Consider the following 16,068-nt stretch of genomic DNA (forward strand, 5'->3'; position numbering starts at 1 on the left):
CGCTACTGCGATGCCGCCGCCGTGGCGGCATCCAGCGGGATGAACTGCACCAGGCCGATGATCGGCGCGGCGAGGATGCCTTGCACATAGTTGATGCCGCTGCGTCGCAGGCTTTCGTTGGTCATCTGCGCCAGCAGCTCCAGGCGTCCGGCGATGCGGCCGAATTCGCGCTCGAAGGACAGGTTGCGCCCCTTTTCGCTGATCTCGTTCGATAGCAGCAGGGGCTGCCCCTGGGCGTCTTCGCGGCTGGCCAGCAACCAGGCGGCAACCTCGATGTTCCAGGCGGCATTGGCGGTCTTCTGCGAATCCAGCCCGCTGAGCAGGTGCTGGGTCGTGGTGCCGCCGTAGAGTTCCATCAGCATGCTGCCCAACCCGTAGATCAGCGTGCCGGCGCGGTCGCCCGTGAAGCTGGCGTCGAAAGCCAGGGGCAGCACGGCGACGGATTTCTGCTCCTTCAGCCCGGCCAGTGGGCTGTTCCCGGTGATGGCATCCATCACCGCCTTGTGTGCCTCATCGCGGCTGGCGGCGCCGGTCTTCTTCCATTCCCGTGGGTTGCGCTTGTAGAGCTTGTCCAGTAGCAGCGACAGGCTTTCCAGGTTGTCGCGCATGGCCAGGTTGGCGGCCCGGTTGGCGTCGCTCTGCAGCAACTGACCGGAGCTGAAATCCTCGCCGTGGACGTCTTTCTTCACCGGCGGGGAGCTGCAGGCAGCGAGCAGGGCAAAGGCACAGAGGGCGATGAGGCGCAGCGACATGATCGGTCAAGGCATGGGAATCGGCCCTGAACCATGGCGCGCGGGGCAGTGCGCAGCCAGCTGAAGTGGCTGTTATCGGGGCCTCGCCTGGAAGCCTGCGACCGGTTGCACAGATTGGCGGAAGAGGGCGCCGGCGGGGGCCGGCGCGGTGAACGATCAGCGTGGCTGGTTCTGTTCGATCCAGCCGGCGAAGGCGTCGATGATGCTCTGCAGGAAGGGCTGGGTCTTCTCGGACAGCTTGCCGGCTTCGTCGAAGAAGGCACCGGCACCGCCCAGGTAGGCCTCGGGTTGCTGCAGCACCGGCATGTTGAGGAACACCAGGGACTGGCGCAGGTGGTGGTTGGCGCCGAAGCCGCCGATGGCGCCCGGCGATGCGCTGACCACGGCGCAGGGCTTGGCGTTCCAGGCGCTCTTGCCGTACGGCCGGGAGCCGACGTCAATGGCGTTCTTCAGCACGCCCGGCACCGAGCGGTTGTACTCGGGCGTGACGAAAAGCACCGCGTCAGCACGGGCGATGCGCTCGCGAAAAGCGGTGTAGCTGGCGGGCGCGGTGCCTACGTCGAGCTCTTCGTTGTACAGCGGCAGGTCGCCGATCTCCACGATTTCCAGCTTCAGGTTGGCCGGCGCCAGGGCGGCGAAGGCCTTGGCGATCTTGCGGTTCAGGGATTCCTTGCGCAGGCTGCCGACGACCACGGCAACATCGAAGACTTGGCTCATGACGACTCCTCGGGAAAGCGGTAGTTGAGCCGTTTGTTATAGACGATGCCGGCGGTCCTGCCCGGACCTGGGTCAAGAAGGCAAGTCGCATGTCCCAGTCATTCAGTGCGATCTTGGCTCTGTGGAGTGGGGCATGGCGCTCCTAGAGTGAGGCCATGTCCTGAACCGCCCGAGTCGAGGTCCACCATGTGCATGAAAGTGTTTTTCGCCGGCGCCAGCGGTGCCATTGGCCAGCGCCTGCTGCCCTTGTTGCTGGAGCGTGGCTACGAGGTGCTGGCGATCAGCCGCTCGCCGGAGCGCGCCGCTCGCATCGAGGCTGCCGGCGCTCGCGCGCTGGTGCTGGATGTCTTCGATGGCGACGGCCTGCGGGACGCCGTGCAGGCGTTCGGGCCGCGCTGGGTGATCCATCAGCTGACCGATCTGCCGGCCGGTCTCGACCCGGCGCAGATGTCCGCCGCCCAACCGCGCAATGCCCGTGTTCGCCGCGAGGGCACCGCCAACCTGGTGGCGGCTGCGCGTGCCGCCGGCGTCGAGCGCATGGTCGCGCAGAGCATTGCCTGGGCCTACCGGGCCGGCGAGCAGCCATTGCACGAGGAGCAACCGCTGGACCTTGGCGCCGAAGGCCCGCGCGCCATCAGTGTCGGCGGCGTAGCAGCGCTGGAAAATGCCGTGCTCGGCGCTCAACCGATGGAAGGCATCGTGCTGCGCTACGGCCGGCTCTATGGCCCTGGAACAGGGGCTGAAACGGCTGATCCGCGTCTGTCCGTGCATGTCGATGACGCGGCTCGCGCCGCACTGCTGGCGCTGGAGTGGGGCGCCCACGGCGTCTACAACATCGCCGAGCAGGACGTCGAGGTCAGCTCTGCCAAGGCCCGCCATCGGCTTGGCTGGCAGCCGGGCTTCCGCCTGGCGGGGGCCTCGGCATGAACCTGGCCGTGGGCCGTGAGTGGCGCATCGGGTTGGCACTGGTGGCGGCCGTTGCGGCGGGTGCACTGCTCTGGCAACCCGCTTCGCGTCCCGTGGTGCATCTTGCCGAAAGCCATGCCGGACACTCCGCCGACGTGCGCCCGGCCACGCAGGTGAGGCGCCTTTCCTGCGAGCCGCTGGCGGACATGCCCGGCAAGGTCGTCACCACGTTGCAGGTAGATTTCCCGCCCAGGGGCTTCACGCACGCTCACCGCCATCCCGGCGCGGTGACTGCCATCGTGCTCAGCGGCCAGGTCCGCTCGCAGATGCAGGGCCTGCCGGCACAGACTTACGGACCGGGTGAAACCTGGTTCGAGCCCAGCCGCGAGCTGCACCTCTTCGCTGAGAACCCCAGCGCCAGTGAGCCCGCGCGGCTGCTGGCGGTGATCGTCAGCGAAGAGAATTGCGGGCCGCTGGTGATTCCCGAACCCACTGCCCGGAGCACACCTTGATGCTTCGCGAAAGGAGACTCGCATGACCCCGCTCACCCCCTTCGACACTGCCCAGCTCGATGCAACCCTGGCGCGCCTCGGCCTGCCGTCGGAGCGCCCCGCACCGACCCTGGAAAACCTCGACCGGCTGATCGTTGCCGCGCTGCACCAACTGCCCTTCGAGAACCTCGACGTCCTGCTGGACAAGCCGGTCCTGATCGAGCCGGAAGCGGTGTTCGAGAAAGTCGTCGAGCGTCATCGCGGCGGCTACTGCTTCGAGCTCAACAGCCTGTTCGCCCGCCTGCTGAGCAGCCTGGATTACCGGGTGACGCTGCTGGTGGCGAGGGTGCGCTGGGGGCTTGCGGCGGATGCGCCGCTGACGCCGCAGACCCACCTGCTGCTGCGGGTCGACCTGGAGGAAGGTGCGCACCTGGTGGATATCGGTTTCGGCGGTCCGGCCTCGCCGCGCGCCCTGCCGTTGCGTGTGGATGAGGAGCTGCCCGGTGGCTGGCGCATCAGCCGCAGGGCGGATGGAGAACTGGAGATGGCGACACGCTCTGCGTCTGGCTGGCAGACGCTTTACCACTTCACCCTGGAGGCCCAGCACTGGGCCGATTACACCATGCGCAACTGGTACACCTCGACCTACCCGCAGAGCGTGTTCCGCAATTCCCTGCGCGTGGCGCTGAGCGAAGAGGGGGCGCGGTTGTCGCTGCTCAACGGGCAGTTCAGCCGGCGGACGGCGGAAGGTGATGTCGAGCAGTCCAACATCGCTGACGCGGATGAGCTGCTGGCAGTCCTGCGCCAGCGCTTCCACCTGCAGCCCGCGCCGGGAGAGATCGAGGCCCTGCGCATGCGGCTGGCGCAGCTGTTGCCGCCGAACAGCTGAGAGGGGTTATTGACCGGAAGCGGTGACGGTGGCGGGTACGTCGGGTGCCGCACCGATGGCCAGGCGCACGGTACGCCCCGCCAGGTCACTGCGCCGCAGCGTTCCGCCCGGCGTGGCGTCGAACCAGCGGCCTTGCAGGTCCGAGGCGCTGCATTGCAGTCGCCGCTCGATGGTGGTGCCGGCCCCGGTCGGCGGGAGCTGCCAGCGGCATTGGCCGTCGAAGATGATTGCACCCTTGCGCGGCGGTTCCCAGACGCTCGCCGGCAGATGCTCTCGGACTGTCAGGATGGCGAAGGCCAAGTCCGGCTGCACGGCGTCATTGGGGTGGACGGCGGACTCGCCATCGAGCTGGATCTGTATGCGGCTGAGCTGAAGGACGCAACCCTCGGCTCTTGTGCTCAGCGGCACCTGAAAGCTCACTCGCTGCGGTCGCGCCGCATGCCCCGGGGTATTGAACAGGCGATGCCTGAGGTTCTGTCCCGTCGCACCCGGGCAGCTGTTGCCGGCGGACTGGATGTACTCGGCGTCGCCCGCCAGTTGGAAGTCGCCGGGCAGGTCGGCCTCCAGGGTGAACTCGTCACTGGCGCAGCCGCCCAGGGCGGTGGCAAGCAGGACGAGGGCCGGGGATGAAGCGCGCCGGATGAGTGTTAGAAGGGGACGGAACATGCAAGGGGCCTGCAGCAGTTGCAACTGCACAGGAGCATCCGCCGATCAGAACGGCGCCTGAATCGGACTGGTCTCGATTGTTTGTAGGAAAATGGCAGACCAGGCGGAGCTATCCGCGGCTCAACCGATCATCCCGAAACCGCGCGCCATCAGGCTCGCCAGCAGCGGCAGGATCAGCAGCGCGAGCAATTCGACGCGGATGGTCATGATCACCAGCTTTGCCTGGCGCTCGCTGGGCGCCGGCACGCGCCCGGCCTTGAGCTCGTTGCGCCAGTTGAGGAAGGTCATGGTCGGCAGGATCGACAGCAGTGCCACCAGCACGAACAGGCCGATCTTGGCGTGGAAGATGCTGTTGTGCAGGTAGTACTCGGTGCCCTTGGCGAACCACACCACACGTGCCGCGCCGGTCAGCAGGACCAGGCCGGCGCAGGCGCCGTAGGCGAGGTCGACGATGACCAGGCTGCGTGCCCGCGACAGGTCCAGCGGCAGGCGGAACAACTGGTGCTCCAGCACCAGCAGGGCGAACAGGATGAAGATCGACAGGTAGTGCAGGTATGCGGCAATGGCTTGGGCCATGGAGGCTTCCTCGGATGGGGCCTTCTTATTGGGGATTCAGGCTTGGGCCGATGACGCGTGGAAAACCACCCGGTTGCGTCCGGCCTGCTTGGCACTGTAAAGCGCGGCGTCGGCGCGTTCCAGTGCCTGGTCCACGGCTTCCTCACCGGCCAGCAGGGTGCAGCCGATGCTCAGGCTCACCGGCAGCGGCCCGCTGGACAGCTGCACCGGCTCGTTGCCGATCAATTGGCGCACGCGCTCGGCGACCCGCTGCAGTTCCTCGCCGTCCTTCACCTTGAGCAGCGCGACGAACTCCTCTCCGCCCTGGCGCACCAGCAGGTCGTCGGGGCGTAGCGCGGCGCGCAGGCGGCGGGCACATTCGCACAGCACCTGGTCACCGGCGGCATGGCCATGCTGGTCGTTGATCGACTTGAAGAAGTCGAGGTCGGCATAGAGCACGCCCAGCTGCGCATGGCTTTCCCGCGCCATCCGGCATTCGCGCTCCTGGAAGGTCAGCAGGCCGCCGCGGTTCCACAGCTGCGTCAGTGGATCGAGCAGGGCCTTGCGCTGTTCGCGGTCCATCTCCACGCGCAGGTCGCGGTTGTTCTGGATCAGTGTGCGCAGTTGCAGGTAGCCCTCGGCGAGGGTGGCGAGGTCGCGGAAATTGGCCTGCTGCGCCTGGGTCATGCTGCGCGGGCGCGGGTCGACCATGCACAGGGTGCCGATGGCCTGGCCATTGCCGGCGCGCAGCGGGCGCCCGGCGTAGAAGCGGATGTAGGGCGGGCCGAGGACCAGCGGGTTGTCGGCGAAGCGCGCGTCGAGGGTGGCGTCGGGTACCAGCAGGGTGTCCTCGCCGAGAATCGCGTAGCCGCAGAAAGACACGTCGCGCGTCGTCTCGTTGGCGTCCAGGCCGACGCGGGCCTTGAACCACTGGCGGTCCTGGTCGATCAGGCTGATCAGCACGGTATCGACCTTCACCAGATCCTGGGTCAGCTGGACCAGGGTATCCAGGTAATGCTCGGCCGGGGTGTCGAGCAGGTTCATCTCATCCAGGGTCTGCTGACGCAGGTGTTCGTCAACGGGAATGGGACAAGCCGGCATGGCGTTTCCTCACAGGTTCAGGGGCTGGCAGGCACCTGCCAGGCATCTTGGCGCGTGAGCCTCCAGGCGTAGAGGGCGAGGATCGCGCCGCGCAGCAACATGAAGCATAGGAAGGTTAGCCATAAACCGTGATTTCCCCAGCCCTGCAGCGCGATGCCCAGCGGCAGGCTGGCGGCGCAGGCGAGCAGCATGGCGTTGCGCATCTCGCGGGCGCGGGTGGCGCCGATGAACAGGCCGTCGAGCAGATAGCTCCACATGCCGATCAGCGGCAGGCAGGCGAGGTAGGGCAGGTACTGGTCGGCGGTGGCGCGTACTTCGGGGATGTCGCTCTGCAGGGCGATGAACAGGTGCCCGGCGAAGCTGAAAAGGGCAACGAACAGCAGGCTGGCGATCAGTGACCAGCCGCAGGCGACCACCAGCGAACGGCGCAGCGCAGTACGGTCGCGGCCGCCGATGGCATGCCCGCACAGGGCCTCCACCGCATGGGCGAGGCCGTCGAGGGCGTAGGACGTGACCATCAGCCCGTTCAGCAGCAAGGCATTGGCGGCCACCGTGGCGTCGCCCAGGCGCGTGCCCTGCACCGTCAGCAGGAAGAACACGCCCTGCAGCGCCAGGCTGCGGATGAAGATGTCGCGGTTGACCATCAGCAGCGGGCGCCAACTGGCCCAGGCGCGCAGGCGTGACCAGTCCGGCTGGCCGGAGTAACGCGCCAGGGTCCTGCGGGTCAGCGCCAGGCCGAGCAGGGCGCCACTCCACTCGGCGAGCACGGAGGCCTTCGCCGCACCGCCCACGCCCCAGCCCAGGCCGATCACGAACCAGAGGCTGAGAACGATGTTGATGACGTTGGTGGTCAGCAGGATCGCCAGTGGCGCGCGGGCGTTCTGCGTCCCGAGGAACCAGCCGACCAGTGCGTAGGTGGCCAGCGCTGCCGGCAGGCCGAACAGGCGGATGTGGAAGAATTCGCGAGCCAGCGCATCCAGCTCGGCAGACGGGCGCATCAGCCCCAGTGCCGGACCGGTCAGCGGCACCGCCAGCACGCCGAGCAGCAGCGCCAGTCCCAGTGCGAGCAGCAGGCCCTGGCCGAGAATCCGTCGCAGCGCTCCGCCGTCGTCGCGTCCAGCCGCCTGCGCGGAGAAACCGGTGGTGCCCATGCGCAGGAAGCCCAGCACTCCCACCAGCAGCGTATAGAGCCCGCCGCCGACGGCGACGGCGCCCAGCTGGTGCGCGTGTGGCAGGTGGCCGATCACCGCGCTGTCGACCAGGGTGACCAGCGGCACGGAGACGTTGGAGAGGATCATCGGCGCGGCGAGCGCCCAGACACGGCGGTGGGTCGGTGAATGCCGCCAGGCTTCGAGCAGGGAATTCATTCGGGGCTCCTGAGCAGGCCCGCAGTATAGCGAGCCACCTCAGGGGCTGTAGGAGCGAGCTTGCTCGCGAACCGCATAGCACCGTGCCTTGCAGGTTCGCGAGCAAGGGCTATGCGCCCCCCTCGTTCCTACGAAAAGCAGAAAGCGCCCTGGGCGCTCAGCCGGTCTTCTTGCGATAGGCGCAGTAGCCAGGGCGCGGGCCGACCTGCGGGTGGTTGCGGCAGGTGTCCGGGCGCTTGGCGTAGACGCTGCAGAGGCGGGTCTTGCGGTCGAGGAAGTAGCAGTCGCCGTTGCTGGTGCGGGTCAGGGTGAAGATGCCGCTCTTCTGGTTGAAGCGCTCGACGACGCCTTCCTTCAGCAGGCGCTTGGCGATGTTCTTCGCCGGTTCGTCGCGCTCGAATTCGTCGACCACGCCGATCCGGATCAGGTCGTTGACGTTCACTTCCGCCGGCATGGTGCAGCAGGTGGCGTTGCAGTCCTTGCACAGGCCCGAGGTGTACTTGGCCCAGGTTTCCAGGCGGTCCAGTTCGGCGTTGGCGATCAGCGGTGGTTTTCTCATGGGGGCATTCGGCGGGGCGTTGCGAAGGCGCGCATCATAGTGGTGAGGCGGAACAATTGCGCGCTCTTTCGACGAAGGGCCTCAGAGTGCTGCCAACCCGCCGTGCTCCCGCAGGTGGGCGTTGAGCGCTGGATAGCAGAGGCGGAACCAGGGGGTGAAGCGGTCCGGGGCGGCGGCCATTTCCACTTCCAGGTCGGCCAGGCTGATGTAACGGAAGTCATCGGCCTCCTCGGGATCGGGGTGGGGCGGCTGATTGTCCACGGCAGCGAAGATATGCCCGTACTCGTTTTCGATGAGGCCGCCGGGCAGCTCCAGGCAGTAGCTGAACTCGAACAACTTGTGCAGGTGTACATGGACACCCATCTCCTCGCCCAGCCGGCGTTCGGCGGCGTTGAGCGCGGTTTCGTCGGGGTAGGGGTGGCCACAGCAACTGTTGCTCCACAGCCCGCCGCAGTGGTACTTGGCTTGCGCGCGGCGTTGCAGCAGCAGTTCCCCTGCCGTGTTGAACAGATAGACCGAGATGGCCCGATGCCGCAGGCCCTGACGGTGCGCCTCGAGTTTCTCCAGTGTGCCGACGGGGTTGTCGTGTTCGTCGACCAGAATCACCTGGATATCCGTCATGCAAGATCTCCCTCGGGGAATCCGAAATGCAGCCGGCCCAGGCGCATCAGGCCCAGTAGCAGGCAACTGAGGTGGCCGTTGTCGAGCAGCGAGCCGTCCAGCAGGCGCGTCTGCACCTCCGTCAGCGGCAGCGTCAGCACGAAGATGTGTTCGTCATCGTCCGGCTGCGGTTCGCGTACCCGTTGCCCGCCCGTGGCAAGGAAGGCATGCAGGAGGTTGTCATGGGTGCCGGGGTTGGGTGAGAGCGACAGCAACGGCTCGACCTGGTCGAACACATAGCCGGTCTCCTCCAGCAGCTCGCGCCGAATGGCATGTTCGCGGTCGGCGTCGTCCGGCTTGACCCAGCCGCCGGGCAGCTCCACTACCCAGCCTCGAACGCCATGGCGGTACTGGCGCACGAGGAGCAGCTCGCCATCGCGGGTCAGCGCCGTGGCATTGACCCAGTCCGGGTACTCGAGAACGTAGGCGGTTTCCGGCTCGTCGCGGCCCGGCCAGCGCAGGCTGTCGCGACGCAGGTTGAAGGTGCGGGAGCCGAATAGCCATTCCGACGGCTCGTCGCTGTGCGGGAGTGTATCCATGGCGTGACTCGGCACGGTCCGGGTCCCAGCAGCATAGCCAGTGTGGCTTGGTTGTCGGGCCCGCCCGTCGGTCCGCTCAGCCCCTGCGGATCATCCAGATACCGATGGCGATGGCGACCATGCCGGCGACCTTCATGGCGCTGACCGGCGCTTCCTTGAAGCCGGCCCAGCCGAAGTGGTCCAGGGCCAGCGCCATGCCCAGTTGCCCGGCGAGCACCAGCACCATGAACATCAGCGCACCGACGCGCGGCGCGGCGAAAGCGGCGATGAAGATGAAGAACATCCCCAGGAAGCCGCCGCACCACTGCCACCAGGGCATCCCGCGCATCGCTGCGAGGCTGGGGAATTCACGGTTGGCCAGGGTCAGCGCGAGCAGGCCGAGCATGCCGACGAAGAAGGAAATCAGCGCGGCGGCCAGTACGCTGGACACCTGCTTGGCCAACTGGCCGTTGATGCCCGCCTGCAACGGCAGGCAGGCTCCGGCGATCAGCGGCAGGACGAACAGCCACCAGGGCGGTGTAGGCATGGGAAACTCCGGAAGCGGTTCGCGGGCAGAGCGGCGACGGGCCGGCCTGCGGTCGAAGGATGAAATGTAGCCGCGTAGTATGCACCAGACCGGAGCATTGCTCCCGTCCCGATGGAGGTCCCGATCATGGCCACCCGCGCTTCCCGCGTCTTCAGCATCCGCATCGAGCGGACTCGCGATGCGGCCTACGACTTCCTCGCCGACCCGAAGAATTTCCCCTACTGGGCTTCCGGGCTGTGCAGCGCCATCGCGCCGCTTGAAGGCGACCTGTGGCTGGCGCAGACACCCCAGGGGCCCCTGCGCGTGCGCTTCTCGCCGCGCAACGGGTTCGGCGTGCTGGACCACGACGTGCTGCCCGAGCAGGCGCCGGCCATTCATATCCCGCTGCGCTTGATCCCCAATGGCGATGGCTGCGAGTTGCAGTTGACCCTGCTGCGCCAGCCGCAGATGGACGACGCCACCTTCGAACGCGACGCCCAGTGGGTCGAGCGCGACCTGCAGGCGATCAAGGTGTTGCTGGAGGGTTGACTGCTCGGACCTGTAGGAGCTCCCCATGGGCGCGAGCCCAAGATGGGATTCCAGCACTGCCTCAAGCGATCGCGGATGAATCCGCTCCTACCCACATGCTAAAGCTGGTGTAGGAGCGGACTCTGTCCGCGATGGGCCTCCGCCACGCCAGAGCATCATGGATAACGTCGTTACAACCGCGCGGCCAGTTCGGCGCCCTCGCGGATGGCCCGTTTGGCATCCAGCTCCCGCGCCACGCTGGCGCCGCCGATGACGTGGTAGCGCAGGTTCTCCGCCGCCAGTGTCGGTTGCAGTTCCAGGAGGGGTTCCTGGCCGGCGCAGATCACCACGTTGTCCACGGCCAGGCATTGCTCCTGGCCATCGACACGGACGTGCAGGCCGTCATCGTCGATGCGCAGGTACTCGACGCCGCCAAGCATTCGCACACCGTGATGCCTGAGGTGCGCACGGTGCACCCAGCCGCTGGTCTTGCCCAGCCCGGCGCCGGGCTGGCCGGCCTTGCGTTGCAGCAGCCAGAGCTGCCGGCGCGATGCGGGGGCGACAGGCGGGATCAGGCCGCCCGCAGTGGCGTTGTCCAGATCGATGCCCCACTGGCCGAGCCACTCGCCCAGCGGCTGCGGACCATCACGCTCGGTGAGCAGGAAGCTGGCGACGTCGAAGCCGATGCCACCGGCGCCGATCAGCGCGACCTTCGCGCCCACCGCTGCGCCACGCAGCACGTCGAGGTAGCTGAGCACCTTGGCGTGGCCGATGCCCGGAATCGACGGCGTGCGCGGCTGGATGCCGGTGGCGACTATCACCTCGTCGTACTCGCCGCTCAGTTCGCCGCGCCGGATGCGCCGGCCCAGTTGCACCTCGACACCCAGTTCACCCAGGCGTACGGCGAAGTAGCGCAGCGTCTCGTGGAATTCCTCCTTGCCCGGCACGCGCTTGGCCAGGTTGAACTGCCCGCCGATCTCCCCGGCGGCTTCGAACAGCGTTACCCGGTGCCCGCGCTCGGCGGCGACGCAGGCGGCGGACAGCCCGGCAGGCCCCGCGCCGATCACCGCGATGCGCTTTTGCACGCGCGCCTTGCGGTAGCGCAGTTCGGTCTCGAACGCCGCGCGCGGGTTGACCAGGCAGCTGGCGCGGCGATTGGCAAAGGCGTGGTCCAGGCAGGCCTGGTTGCAGGCGATGCAGGTGTTGATCGAGTCCGCGCGCCCGGCGGCAGCTTTCTCCACGAACTGCGGGTCGGCCAGCAGGGGCCGGGCCATGGAGACGAGATCGGCGTGGCCCTCGGCGAGCAGCCGCTCGGCGACTTCCGGCGTGTTGATGCGGTTGCTGGCGATCACCGGCACGCGCAACTCACGGCGCAGGCGTGCGGTGACTTCGGCGAAGGCGGCGCGCGGCACCGAGGTCACGATGGTTGGCACCCGCGACTCGTGCCACCCGACGCCGGTGTTGAGCAGGTCGATGCCGGCGCCTTCCAGGGCTCGTGCAACGGTGCGCACCTCGTCCCAGCTGTTGCCGCCTTCCACCAGGTCGAGCAGCGACAGGCGGTAGCTGACGACGAAGCGTTCTCCCAGGGCGCGACGTGTGCGGCGGACGATCTCCAGCGGCAGGCGCATGCGGTTGCCCAGGTCGCCGCCCCAGCGGTCCTGGCGCTGGTTGGTGCGCGGGCAGAGGAACTGGTTCAGCAGGTAGCCTTCGCTGCCCATGATCTCGACGCCGTCGTAGCCGGCGGCGTGGGCGAGCTTCGCGCAGCGCACGAAGGCGGCGATGGTGCGCAGGATGCCGCGCTCGGAGAGTTCGCGCGGGGCGAACCAGCTGATTGGCGATTTCAGCGGCGAGGCCGAGACCACCAGCGGGTGATAGCCGTAGCGCCCGGCATGTAGGATTTGCAGCAGGATGCGCCCGCCCTCGCGGTGCACCGCCTGGGTCAGGCGGCGGTGCGCCGGCACCTGCAGGCCGCTGGTCAGGCTGCTGCCCAGCGGCAGCAGCCAGCCTTCGCGGTTGGGCGCGAATCCGCCAGTAATGATCAGGCCGACGCCGCCGCGTGCCCGCTCTCGGTAGTAGGCGGCGAGCTTGCCGAAGTCCCAGAGGCGATCTTCCAGCCCGGTATGCATCGAGCCCATGACCACGCGGTTGCGCAGCTGGAGGGCACCCAGGTCGAGCGGGGCGAGCAGGTGAGGGAAAGGCGAGGCGGCAGACGACATGGAAGCACTCATGGGCAGTCAGGTCCTGCCACCCTAATGGGCCAGCGGTGGGTCGGTTAACGGCCCGGCTGCCGTCTCGTTCAGGCATTTCGGTCAAGCGTTTCGATTTGACAGACTGGCCACAGGTTCCAGACTTGAACCCATGGCAGGGCTTCGTGCCCCGAACGCTGGCTGAAGTGACGGAGGTCGTCATGAAAGCGATAAGAACAAGACATGCGCGCCATTACCTGCTCGCTGCCTTCATCGGTGTGGCCCTGCTCGGACTGCACGAAACCCTTCAGTCGGATCGCGCGCAGTCCGCCTGTCGTTCCGATGCTGAAGCTATCTCCTGCGCCTACCCGCCCGTTGCCCATTTAGGGGTACTCAGCAGTCCGTTCTGAGTGACGCACTGACGCGCGTCAATGCGCCGCAAAGTCTCCGCGTGCATGGTCAGCGCCCGGCTGAAGACTGGCTTATTGCCTCAGCTTGGCTATCTTTTAAGCAGCAAGGGTCCGGCCATGCACCGGACGTACGCTGCCTGATCAGGAGACGCACGATGGATATGAACCGTCGGCAATTTTTCAAGGTCTGCGCTGTGGGCCTTGGAGGATCGAGCCTGGCGGCACTCGGGATGGCACCCCCGGATGCATTCGCCGACCAGATCCGCCATTTCAAGCTTGCGCGCACCGTCGAGACCCGCAATACCTGCCCGTACTGCTCGGTAGGCTGCGGCATCCTCATGTACAGCCAGGGTGATGCGGCGAAGAACGTCTCGCAGAACATCATCCACATCGAGGGCGACTCGGACCATCCGGTCAACCGTGGCACCCTCTGCCCCAAAGGCGCCGGCCTGCTGGACTTCGTCCACAGCCCGAACCGCCTGAAATACCCGCAGATTCGCGAAGCTGGCTCCGCTGAGTGGAAGCGCATCGGCTGGGACGAGGCGCTCGATCGCATCGCCAAGCTGGTGAAGGACGACCGCGACGCCAACTTCATCGAGAAGAACGCCCAGGGCCAGACGGTGAACCGCTGGCTGACCACCGGCTTCCTGGCAGCGTCGGCGTCTTCCAACGAAGCCGGCTACATCACCCACAAGGTGATGCGTTCCCTCGGACTACTGGCGTTCGACAACCAAGCGCGTGTCTGACACGGCCCGACGGTGGCAAGTCTTGCCCCGACGTTTGGCCGTGGAGCCATGACCAACCATTGGACCGACATCAAGAATGCCGATCTGATTCTGATCATGGGCGGAAACGCCGCTGAAGCGCACCCGTGTGGCTTCAAGTGGGTGACCGAAGCCAAGGCGCACAACAAGGCGCGCCTGCTGGTGGTCGACCCGCGATTCACCCGTTCCGCCTCGGTGGCCGACTACTACGCGCCCATCCGTACCGGCACGGACATCGCCTTCCTCGGCGGCCTGATCAATTTCCTGCTGGAGAACGACAGGTACCAGAAGGAATACGTCCACAACTACACCGACGTCTCGTTCATCGTGAAGGAAGGCTTCGGTTTCGACGACGGCCTGTTCAACGGTTACGACGCCGAGAAGCGCACCTACCCGGACAAGTCGTCCTGGCAGTACGAGCTGGGCGAGGACGGCTTCGCCAAGGTCGACCCGACCCTGACGCACCCGCGCTGCGTGTTCAACCTGATGAAGCAGCACTACAGCCGCTATACGCCGGACGTGGTGAGCAACATCTGCGGCACGCCCAAGGACATGATGCTCAAGGTGTGGGAGGAGATATCCACCACCGCGGCGCCGACCAAGGTCATGACCATCATGTACGCCCTGGGCTGGACACAGCACTCGGTGGGCGCGCAGATGATCCGCACGGGCGCGATGGTGCAACTGCTGCTGGGCAACATCGGCATGCCCGGCGGCGGCATGAACGCCCTGCGCGGTCACTCCAACATCCAGGGTCTGACCGACCTCGGGCTGCTGTCCAACTCGCTTCCCGGCTACCTGACACTGGGCATGGACGCGGAGCAGGACTACAACGCCTACATCACCAAGCGCACGTCCAAACCGCTGCGTCCGGGGCAGTTGTCCTACTGGCAGAACTATCCCAAGTTCCACGTCAGCCTGATGAAGTCCTGGTTCGGCAAGTCCGCGACCAAGGACAACAACTGGTGCTACGACTGGCTGCCCAAGCTGGACATGCCCGGCGCCGGCTACGACGTGCTGCGCTACTTCGACATGATGTACCAGGGCAAGGTCAACGGTTACTTCTGCCAGGGCTTCAACCCCATCGCCTCGTTCCCCAACAAGGCCAAGGTCAGCGCTGCGCTGGCCAAGCTGAAGTGGATGGTGGTGATGGACCCGCTGGCCACCGAAACCTCCGAGTTCTGGCGCAATGCCGGCGAGCACAACGACGTCGACACCAAGGCCATCCAGACCACGGTGTTCCGCCTGCCCACCAGTTGCTTCGCCGAGGAGGACGGTTCCATCGTCAACTCCGGCCGCTGGCTGCAATGGCACTGGAAAGGCGCCGAGCCGCCGGGTGAGGCACGCACCGACATCGCCATCATGAGCGGCCTGCTGCATCGCCTGCGCGAGGCTTATCGCAAGGACGGCGGCAAGTTCCCCGACCCGATCCTGGGCCTGGACTGGCCGTACCTGACGCCCGACGAACCGACGCCGGAGGAGATCGCCAAGGAGTACAACGGCAAGGCACTGGCCGATGTGGTCGACCCCGCCAACGGCATGGTCCTGGCGAAAGCCGGCGAGCAGCTGCCCGGCTTTGCGCTGCTGCGTGACGACGGAAGCACCGCCAGTGGTTGCTGGATCTTCGCCGGCTCCTGGACGCAGCAGGGCAACCAGATGGGCCGCCGCGACAACAGCGACCCCTACGCCATGGGCCAGACCCTGGGCTGGGCCTGGGCGTGGCCGGCCAACCGGCGCATCCTCTACAACCGCGCCTCGGCCGACGTCAGCGGCAAGCCGTGGGATCCGGTGAAGAAGCGCCTGGTGTGGTGGAACGGCAAGGCCTGGGGCGGCACCGACATCCCGGACTTCAAGCCCGATTCGGCGCCGGAAGCGGGGATGAACCCGTTCATCATGAACCCCGAAGGCGTGGCGCGTTTCTTCGCCGTCGACAAGATGGCCGAGGGGCCGTTCCCCGAGCACTACGAGCCGTTCGAGACGCCCATAGGCGTCAACCCGCTGCACAAGAACCCGCAGGCGATCAGCAGCCCGGCGGCGCGGGTGTTCAAGAACGACATGGAACTGTTCGGCACGGCGAAGGAGTTCCCGTACGCCGCGACCACCTACCGGCTCACCGAGCACTTCCACTTCTGGACCAAGCATTGCCGTCTGAATGCCATCGTCCAGCCGGAACAGTTCGTCGAGATCGGCGAGGCGCTGGCGAAGGAGCTCGGCATCAAGGCCGGCGACCGCGTGAAGGTTTCCTCCAACCGCGGTTTCATCAAGGCGGTGGCGGTGGTGACCAAGCGCATCCGTCCGCTGCAGGTCAACGGCCAGACCGTGCACCACGTGGGCATCCCCCTGCACTGGGGTTTCTCCGGCGTGGCGCGCAACGGCTACCTGACCAACACCCTGACCCCCTTCGTGGGCGACGGGAACACGCAGACGCCGGAGTTCAAGTCCTTCCTCGTCAACGTGGAAAAGGCGTGAGGTG

At 66.7% G+C, this 16,068-nt stretch carries 17 protein-coding genes; 6 read left to right on the forward strand and 11 right to left on the reverse strand.

Annotated elements, in window-relative coordinates; genetic code table 11:
• Nucleotides 1-2: 2 nt before the first annotated feature.
• Entirely contained in the window at nucleotides 3-752 is a 750-nt protein-coding gene (locus G4G71_RS06495) for a hypothetical protein (RefSeq protein WP_205896259.1), read from the reverse strand.
• Nucleotides 753-908: 156 nt separating this feature from the next.
• Nucleotides 909-1,469 (reverse strand): NADPH-dependent FMN reductase, encoded by a 561-nt coding sequence (locus tag G4G71_RS06500; RefSeq protein ID WP_169936273.1) that lies wholly within the window; start codon nucleotides 1,467-1,469, stop codon nucleotides 909-911.
• A gap of 186 nt (nucleotides 1,470-1,655) precedes the next feature.
• On the opposite strand from G4G71_RS06500, the gene G4G71_RS06505 reads away from it, so the two are divergent.
• From G4G71_RS06505 to G4G71_RS06515, 3 genes are read left to right on the forward strand one after another with little or no spacing between them, the layout of a single operon-like run.
• Nucleotides 1,656-2,396, forward strand: coding sequence for an NAD-dependent epimerase/dehydratase family protein (locus G4G71_RS06505; protein WP_169936275.1), 741 nt, complete (start codon nucleotides 1,656-1,658; stop codon nucleotides 2,394-2,396).
• Entirely contained in the window at nucleotides 2,393-2,887 is a 495-nt protein-coding gene (locus tag G4G71_RS06510; RefSeq protein WP_169936277.1) for a cupin domain-containing protein, read from the forward strand. Before G4G71_RS06505 ends, G4G71_RS06510 begins: the two co-directional genes overlap by 4 nt.
• A 22-nt stretch (nucleotides 2,888-2,909) precedes the next feature.
• Complete coding sequence (locus tag G4G71_RS06515; protein WP_169936279.1) at nucleotides 2,910-3,755, forward strand: arylamine N-acetyltransferase family protein; 846 nt, start codon at nucleotides 2,910-2,912, stop codon at nucleotides 3,753-3,755.
• Nucleotides 3,756-3,761: 6 nt separating this feature from the next.
• Here G4G71_RS06515 and G4G71_RS06520 read toward each other — a convergent pair whose 3' ends face one another.
• The 8 genes from G4G71_RS06520 to G4G71_RS06555 all read right to left on the reverse strand — a co-directional run bounded on the left by G4G71_RS06520 (nucleotide 3,762) and on the right by G4G71_RS06555 (nucleotide 9,728).
• Nucleotides 3,762-4,421: a hypothetical protein gene (locus G4G71_RS06520; RefSeq protein ID WP_169936281.1), complete on the reverse strand. Its 660-nt coding sequence runs from the start codon at nucleotides 4,419-4,421 to the stop codon at nucleotides 3,762-3,764.
• 120 nt (nucleotides 4,422-4,541) lie between these two features.
• Nucleotides 4,542-4,997, reverse strand: a complete 456-nt coding sequence (locus tag G4G71_RS06525; protein ID WP_169936283.1) for a DUF2214 family protein — start codon at nucleotides 4,995-4,997, stop codon at nucleotides 4,542-4,544.
• 36 nt (nucleotides 4,998-5,033) lie between these two features.
• A complete protein-coding gene (locus G4G71_RS06530) occupies nucleotides 5,034-6,077 on the reverse strand; it encodes a sensor domain-containing diguanylate cyclase (RefSeq protein ID WP_169936285.1) in 1,044 nt (347 codons plus the stop codon).
• Nucleotides 6,078-6,094: 17 nt separating this feature from the next.
• The gene (locus G4G71_RS06535; protein ID WP_169936287.1) at nucleotides 6,095-7,444 is read right to left on the reverse strand and encodes an MATE family efflux transporter; all 1,350 of its coding nucleotides are present in this window, start codon (nucleotides 7,442-7,444) and stop codon (nucleotides 6,095-6,097) included.
• Between the two features lie 157 nt (nucleotides 7,445-7,601).
• Nucleotides 7,602-8,003: a YkgJ family cysteine cluster protein gene (locus tag G4G71_RS06540; RefSeq protein WP_169936289.1), complete on the reverse strand. Its 402-nt coding sequence runs from the start codon at nucleotides 8,001-8,003 to the stop codon at nucleotides 7,602-7,604.
• Nucleotides 8,004-8,084: 81 nt separating this feature from the next.
• Nucleotides 8,085-8,624 carry an isopentenyl-diphosphate Delta-isomerase gene (gene idi / locus G4G71_RS06545; protein WP_169936291.1) on the reverse strand — a complete coding sequence of 180 codons (540 nt, stop codon included), beginning with the start codon at nucleotides 8,622-8,624 and terminating at the stop codon, nucleotides 8,085-8,087.
• Nucleotides 8,621-9,202, reverse strand: a complete 582-nt coding sequence (locus tag G4G71_RS06550) for an NUDIX hydrolase (RefSeq protein ID WP_169936293.1) — start codon at nucleotides 9,200-9,202, stop codon at nucleotides 8,621-8,623. Before G4G71_RS06550 ends, idi begins: the two co-directional genes overlap by 4 nt.
• A gap of 76 nt (nucleotides 9,203-9,278) precedes the next feature.
• Nucleotides 9,279-9,728 (reverse strand): DMT family transporter, encoded by a 450-nt coding sequence (locus G4G71_RS06555; protein ID WP_169936295.1) that lies wholly within the window; start codon nucleotides 9,726-9,728, stop codon nucleotides 9,279-9,281.
• A 126-nt stretch (nucleotides 9,729-9,854) separates the two neighbouring features.
• Here G4G71_RS06555 and G4G71_RS06560 point away from each other — a divergent pair, with 126 nt between their 5' ends.
• Nucleotides 9,855-10,256 (forward strand): SRPBCC family protein, encoded by a 402-nt coding sequence (locus tag G4G71_RS06560; protein WP_169936297.1) that lies wholly within the window; start codon nucleotides 9,855-9,857, stop codon nucleotides 10,254-10,256.
• A 170-nt stretch (nucleotides 10,257-10,426) separates the two neighbouring features.
• On the opposite strand, the gene G4G71_RS06565 is transcribed toward G4G71_RS06560, so the two are convergent.
• Nucleotides 10,427-12,451: an NADPH-dependent 2,4-dienoyl-CoA reductase gene (locus G4G71_RS06565; RefSeq protein ID WP_240964884.1), complete on the reverse strand. Its 2,025-nt coding sequence runs from the start codon at nucleotides 12,449-12,451 to the stop codon at nucleotides 10,427-10,429.
• Nucleotides 12,452-12,585: 134 nt separating this feature from the next.
• Here G4G71_RS06565 and G4G71_RS06570 point away from each other — a divergent pair, with 134 nt between their 5' ends.
• A complete protein-coding gene (locus G4G71_RS06570) occupies nucleotides 12,586-12,831 on the forward strand; it encodes a hypothetical protein (RefSeq protein WP_169936301.1) in 246 nt (81 codons plus the stop codon).
• A gap of 155 nt (nucleotides 12,832-12,986) precedes the next feature.
• Entirely contained in the window at nucleotides 12,987-16,064 is a 3,078-nt protein-coding gene (gene fdnG, locus G4G71_RS06575) for a formate dehydrogenase-N subunit alpha (RefSeq protein WP_169936303.1), read from the forward strand.
• Nucleotides 16,065-16,068 lie beyond the last annotated feature (4 nt).

This window comes from Pseudomonas multiresinivorans, from assembly GCF_012971725.1.
GTDB lineage: Bacteria > Pseudomonadota > Gammaproteobacteria > Pseudomonadales > Pseudomonadaceae > Pseudomonas > Pseudomonas multiresinivorans.

Coding starts and splice junctions, on each gene's coding strand:
- G4G71_RS06560 (WP_169936297.1), top strand. CDS start 9,855: ATGGCCACCCGCGCTTCCCGCGTCTTCAGCATCCGCATCGAGCGGACT.
- G4G71_RS06495 (WP_205896259.1), bottom strand. CDS start 752: ATGTCGCTGCGCCTCATCGCCCTCTGTGCCTTTGCCCTGCTCGCTGCC.
- G4G71_RS06530 (WP_169936285.1), bottom strand. CDS start 6,077: ATGCCGGCTTGTCCCATTCCCGTTGACGAACACCTGCGTCAGCAGACC.
- G4G71_RS06520 (WP_169936281.1), bottom strand. CDS start 4,421: ATGTTCCGTCCCCTTCTAACACTCATCCGGCGCGCTTCATCCCCGGCC.
- G4G71_RS06550 (WP_169936293.1), bottom strand. CDS start 9,202: ATGGATACACTCCCGCACAGCGACGAGCCGTCGGAATGGCTATTCGGC.
- G4G71_RS06510 (WP_169936277.1), top strand. CDS start 2,393: ATGAACCTGGCCGTGGGCCGTGAGTGGCGCATCGGGTTGGCACTGGTG.
- G4G71_RS06565 (WP_240964884.1), bottom strand. CDS start 12,451: ATGTCGTCTGCCGCCTCGCCTTTCCCTCACCTGCTCGCCCCGCTCGAC.
- G4G71_RS06555 (WP_169936295.1), bottom strand. CDS start 9,728: ATGCCTACACCGCCCTGGTGGCTGTTCGTCCTGCCGCTGATCGCCGGA.
- G4G71_RS06500 (WP_169936273.1), bottom strand. CDS start 1,469: ATGAGCCAAGTCTTCGATGTTGCCGTGGTCGTCGGCAGCCTGCGCAAG.
- idi (WP_169936291.1), bottom strand. CDS start 8,624: ATGACGGATATCCAGGTGATTCTGGTCGACGAACACGACAACCCCGTC.
- G4G71_RS06515 (WP_169936279.1), top strand. CDS start 2,910: ATGACCCCGCTCACCCCCTTCGACACTGCCCAGCTCGATGCAACCCTG.
- G4G71_RS06540 (WP_169936289.1), bottom strand. CDS start 8,003: ATGAGAAAACCACCGCTGATCGCCAACGCCGAACTGGACCGCCTGGAA.
- G4G71_RS06525 (WP_169936283.1), bottom strand. CDS start 4,997: ATGGCCCAAGCCATTGCCGCATACCTGCACTACCTGTCGATCTTCATC.
- G4G71_RS06535 (WP_169936287.1), bottom strand. CDS start 7,444: ATGAATTCCCTGCTCGAAGCCTGGCGGCATTCACCGACCCACCGCCGT.
- G4G71_RS06505 (WP_169936275.1), top strand. CDS start 1,656: ATGTGCATGAAAGTGTTTTTCGCCGGCGCCAGCGGTGCCATTGGCCAG.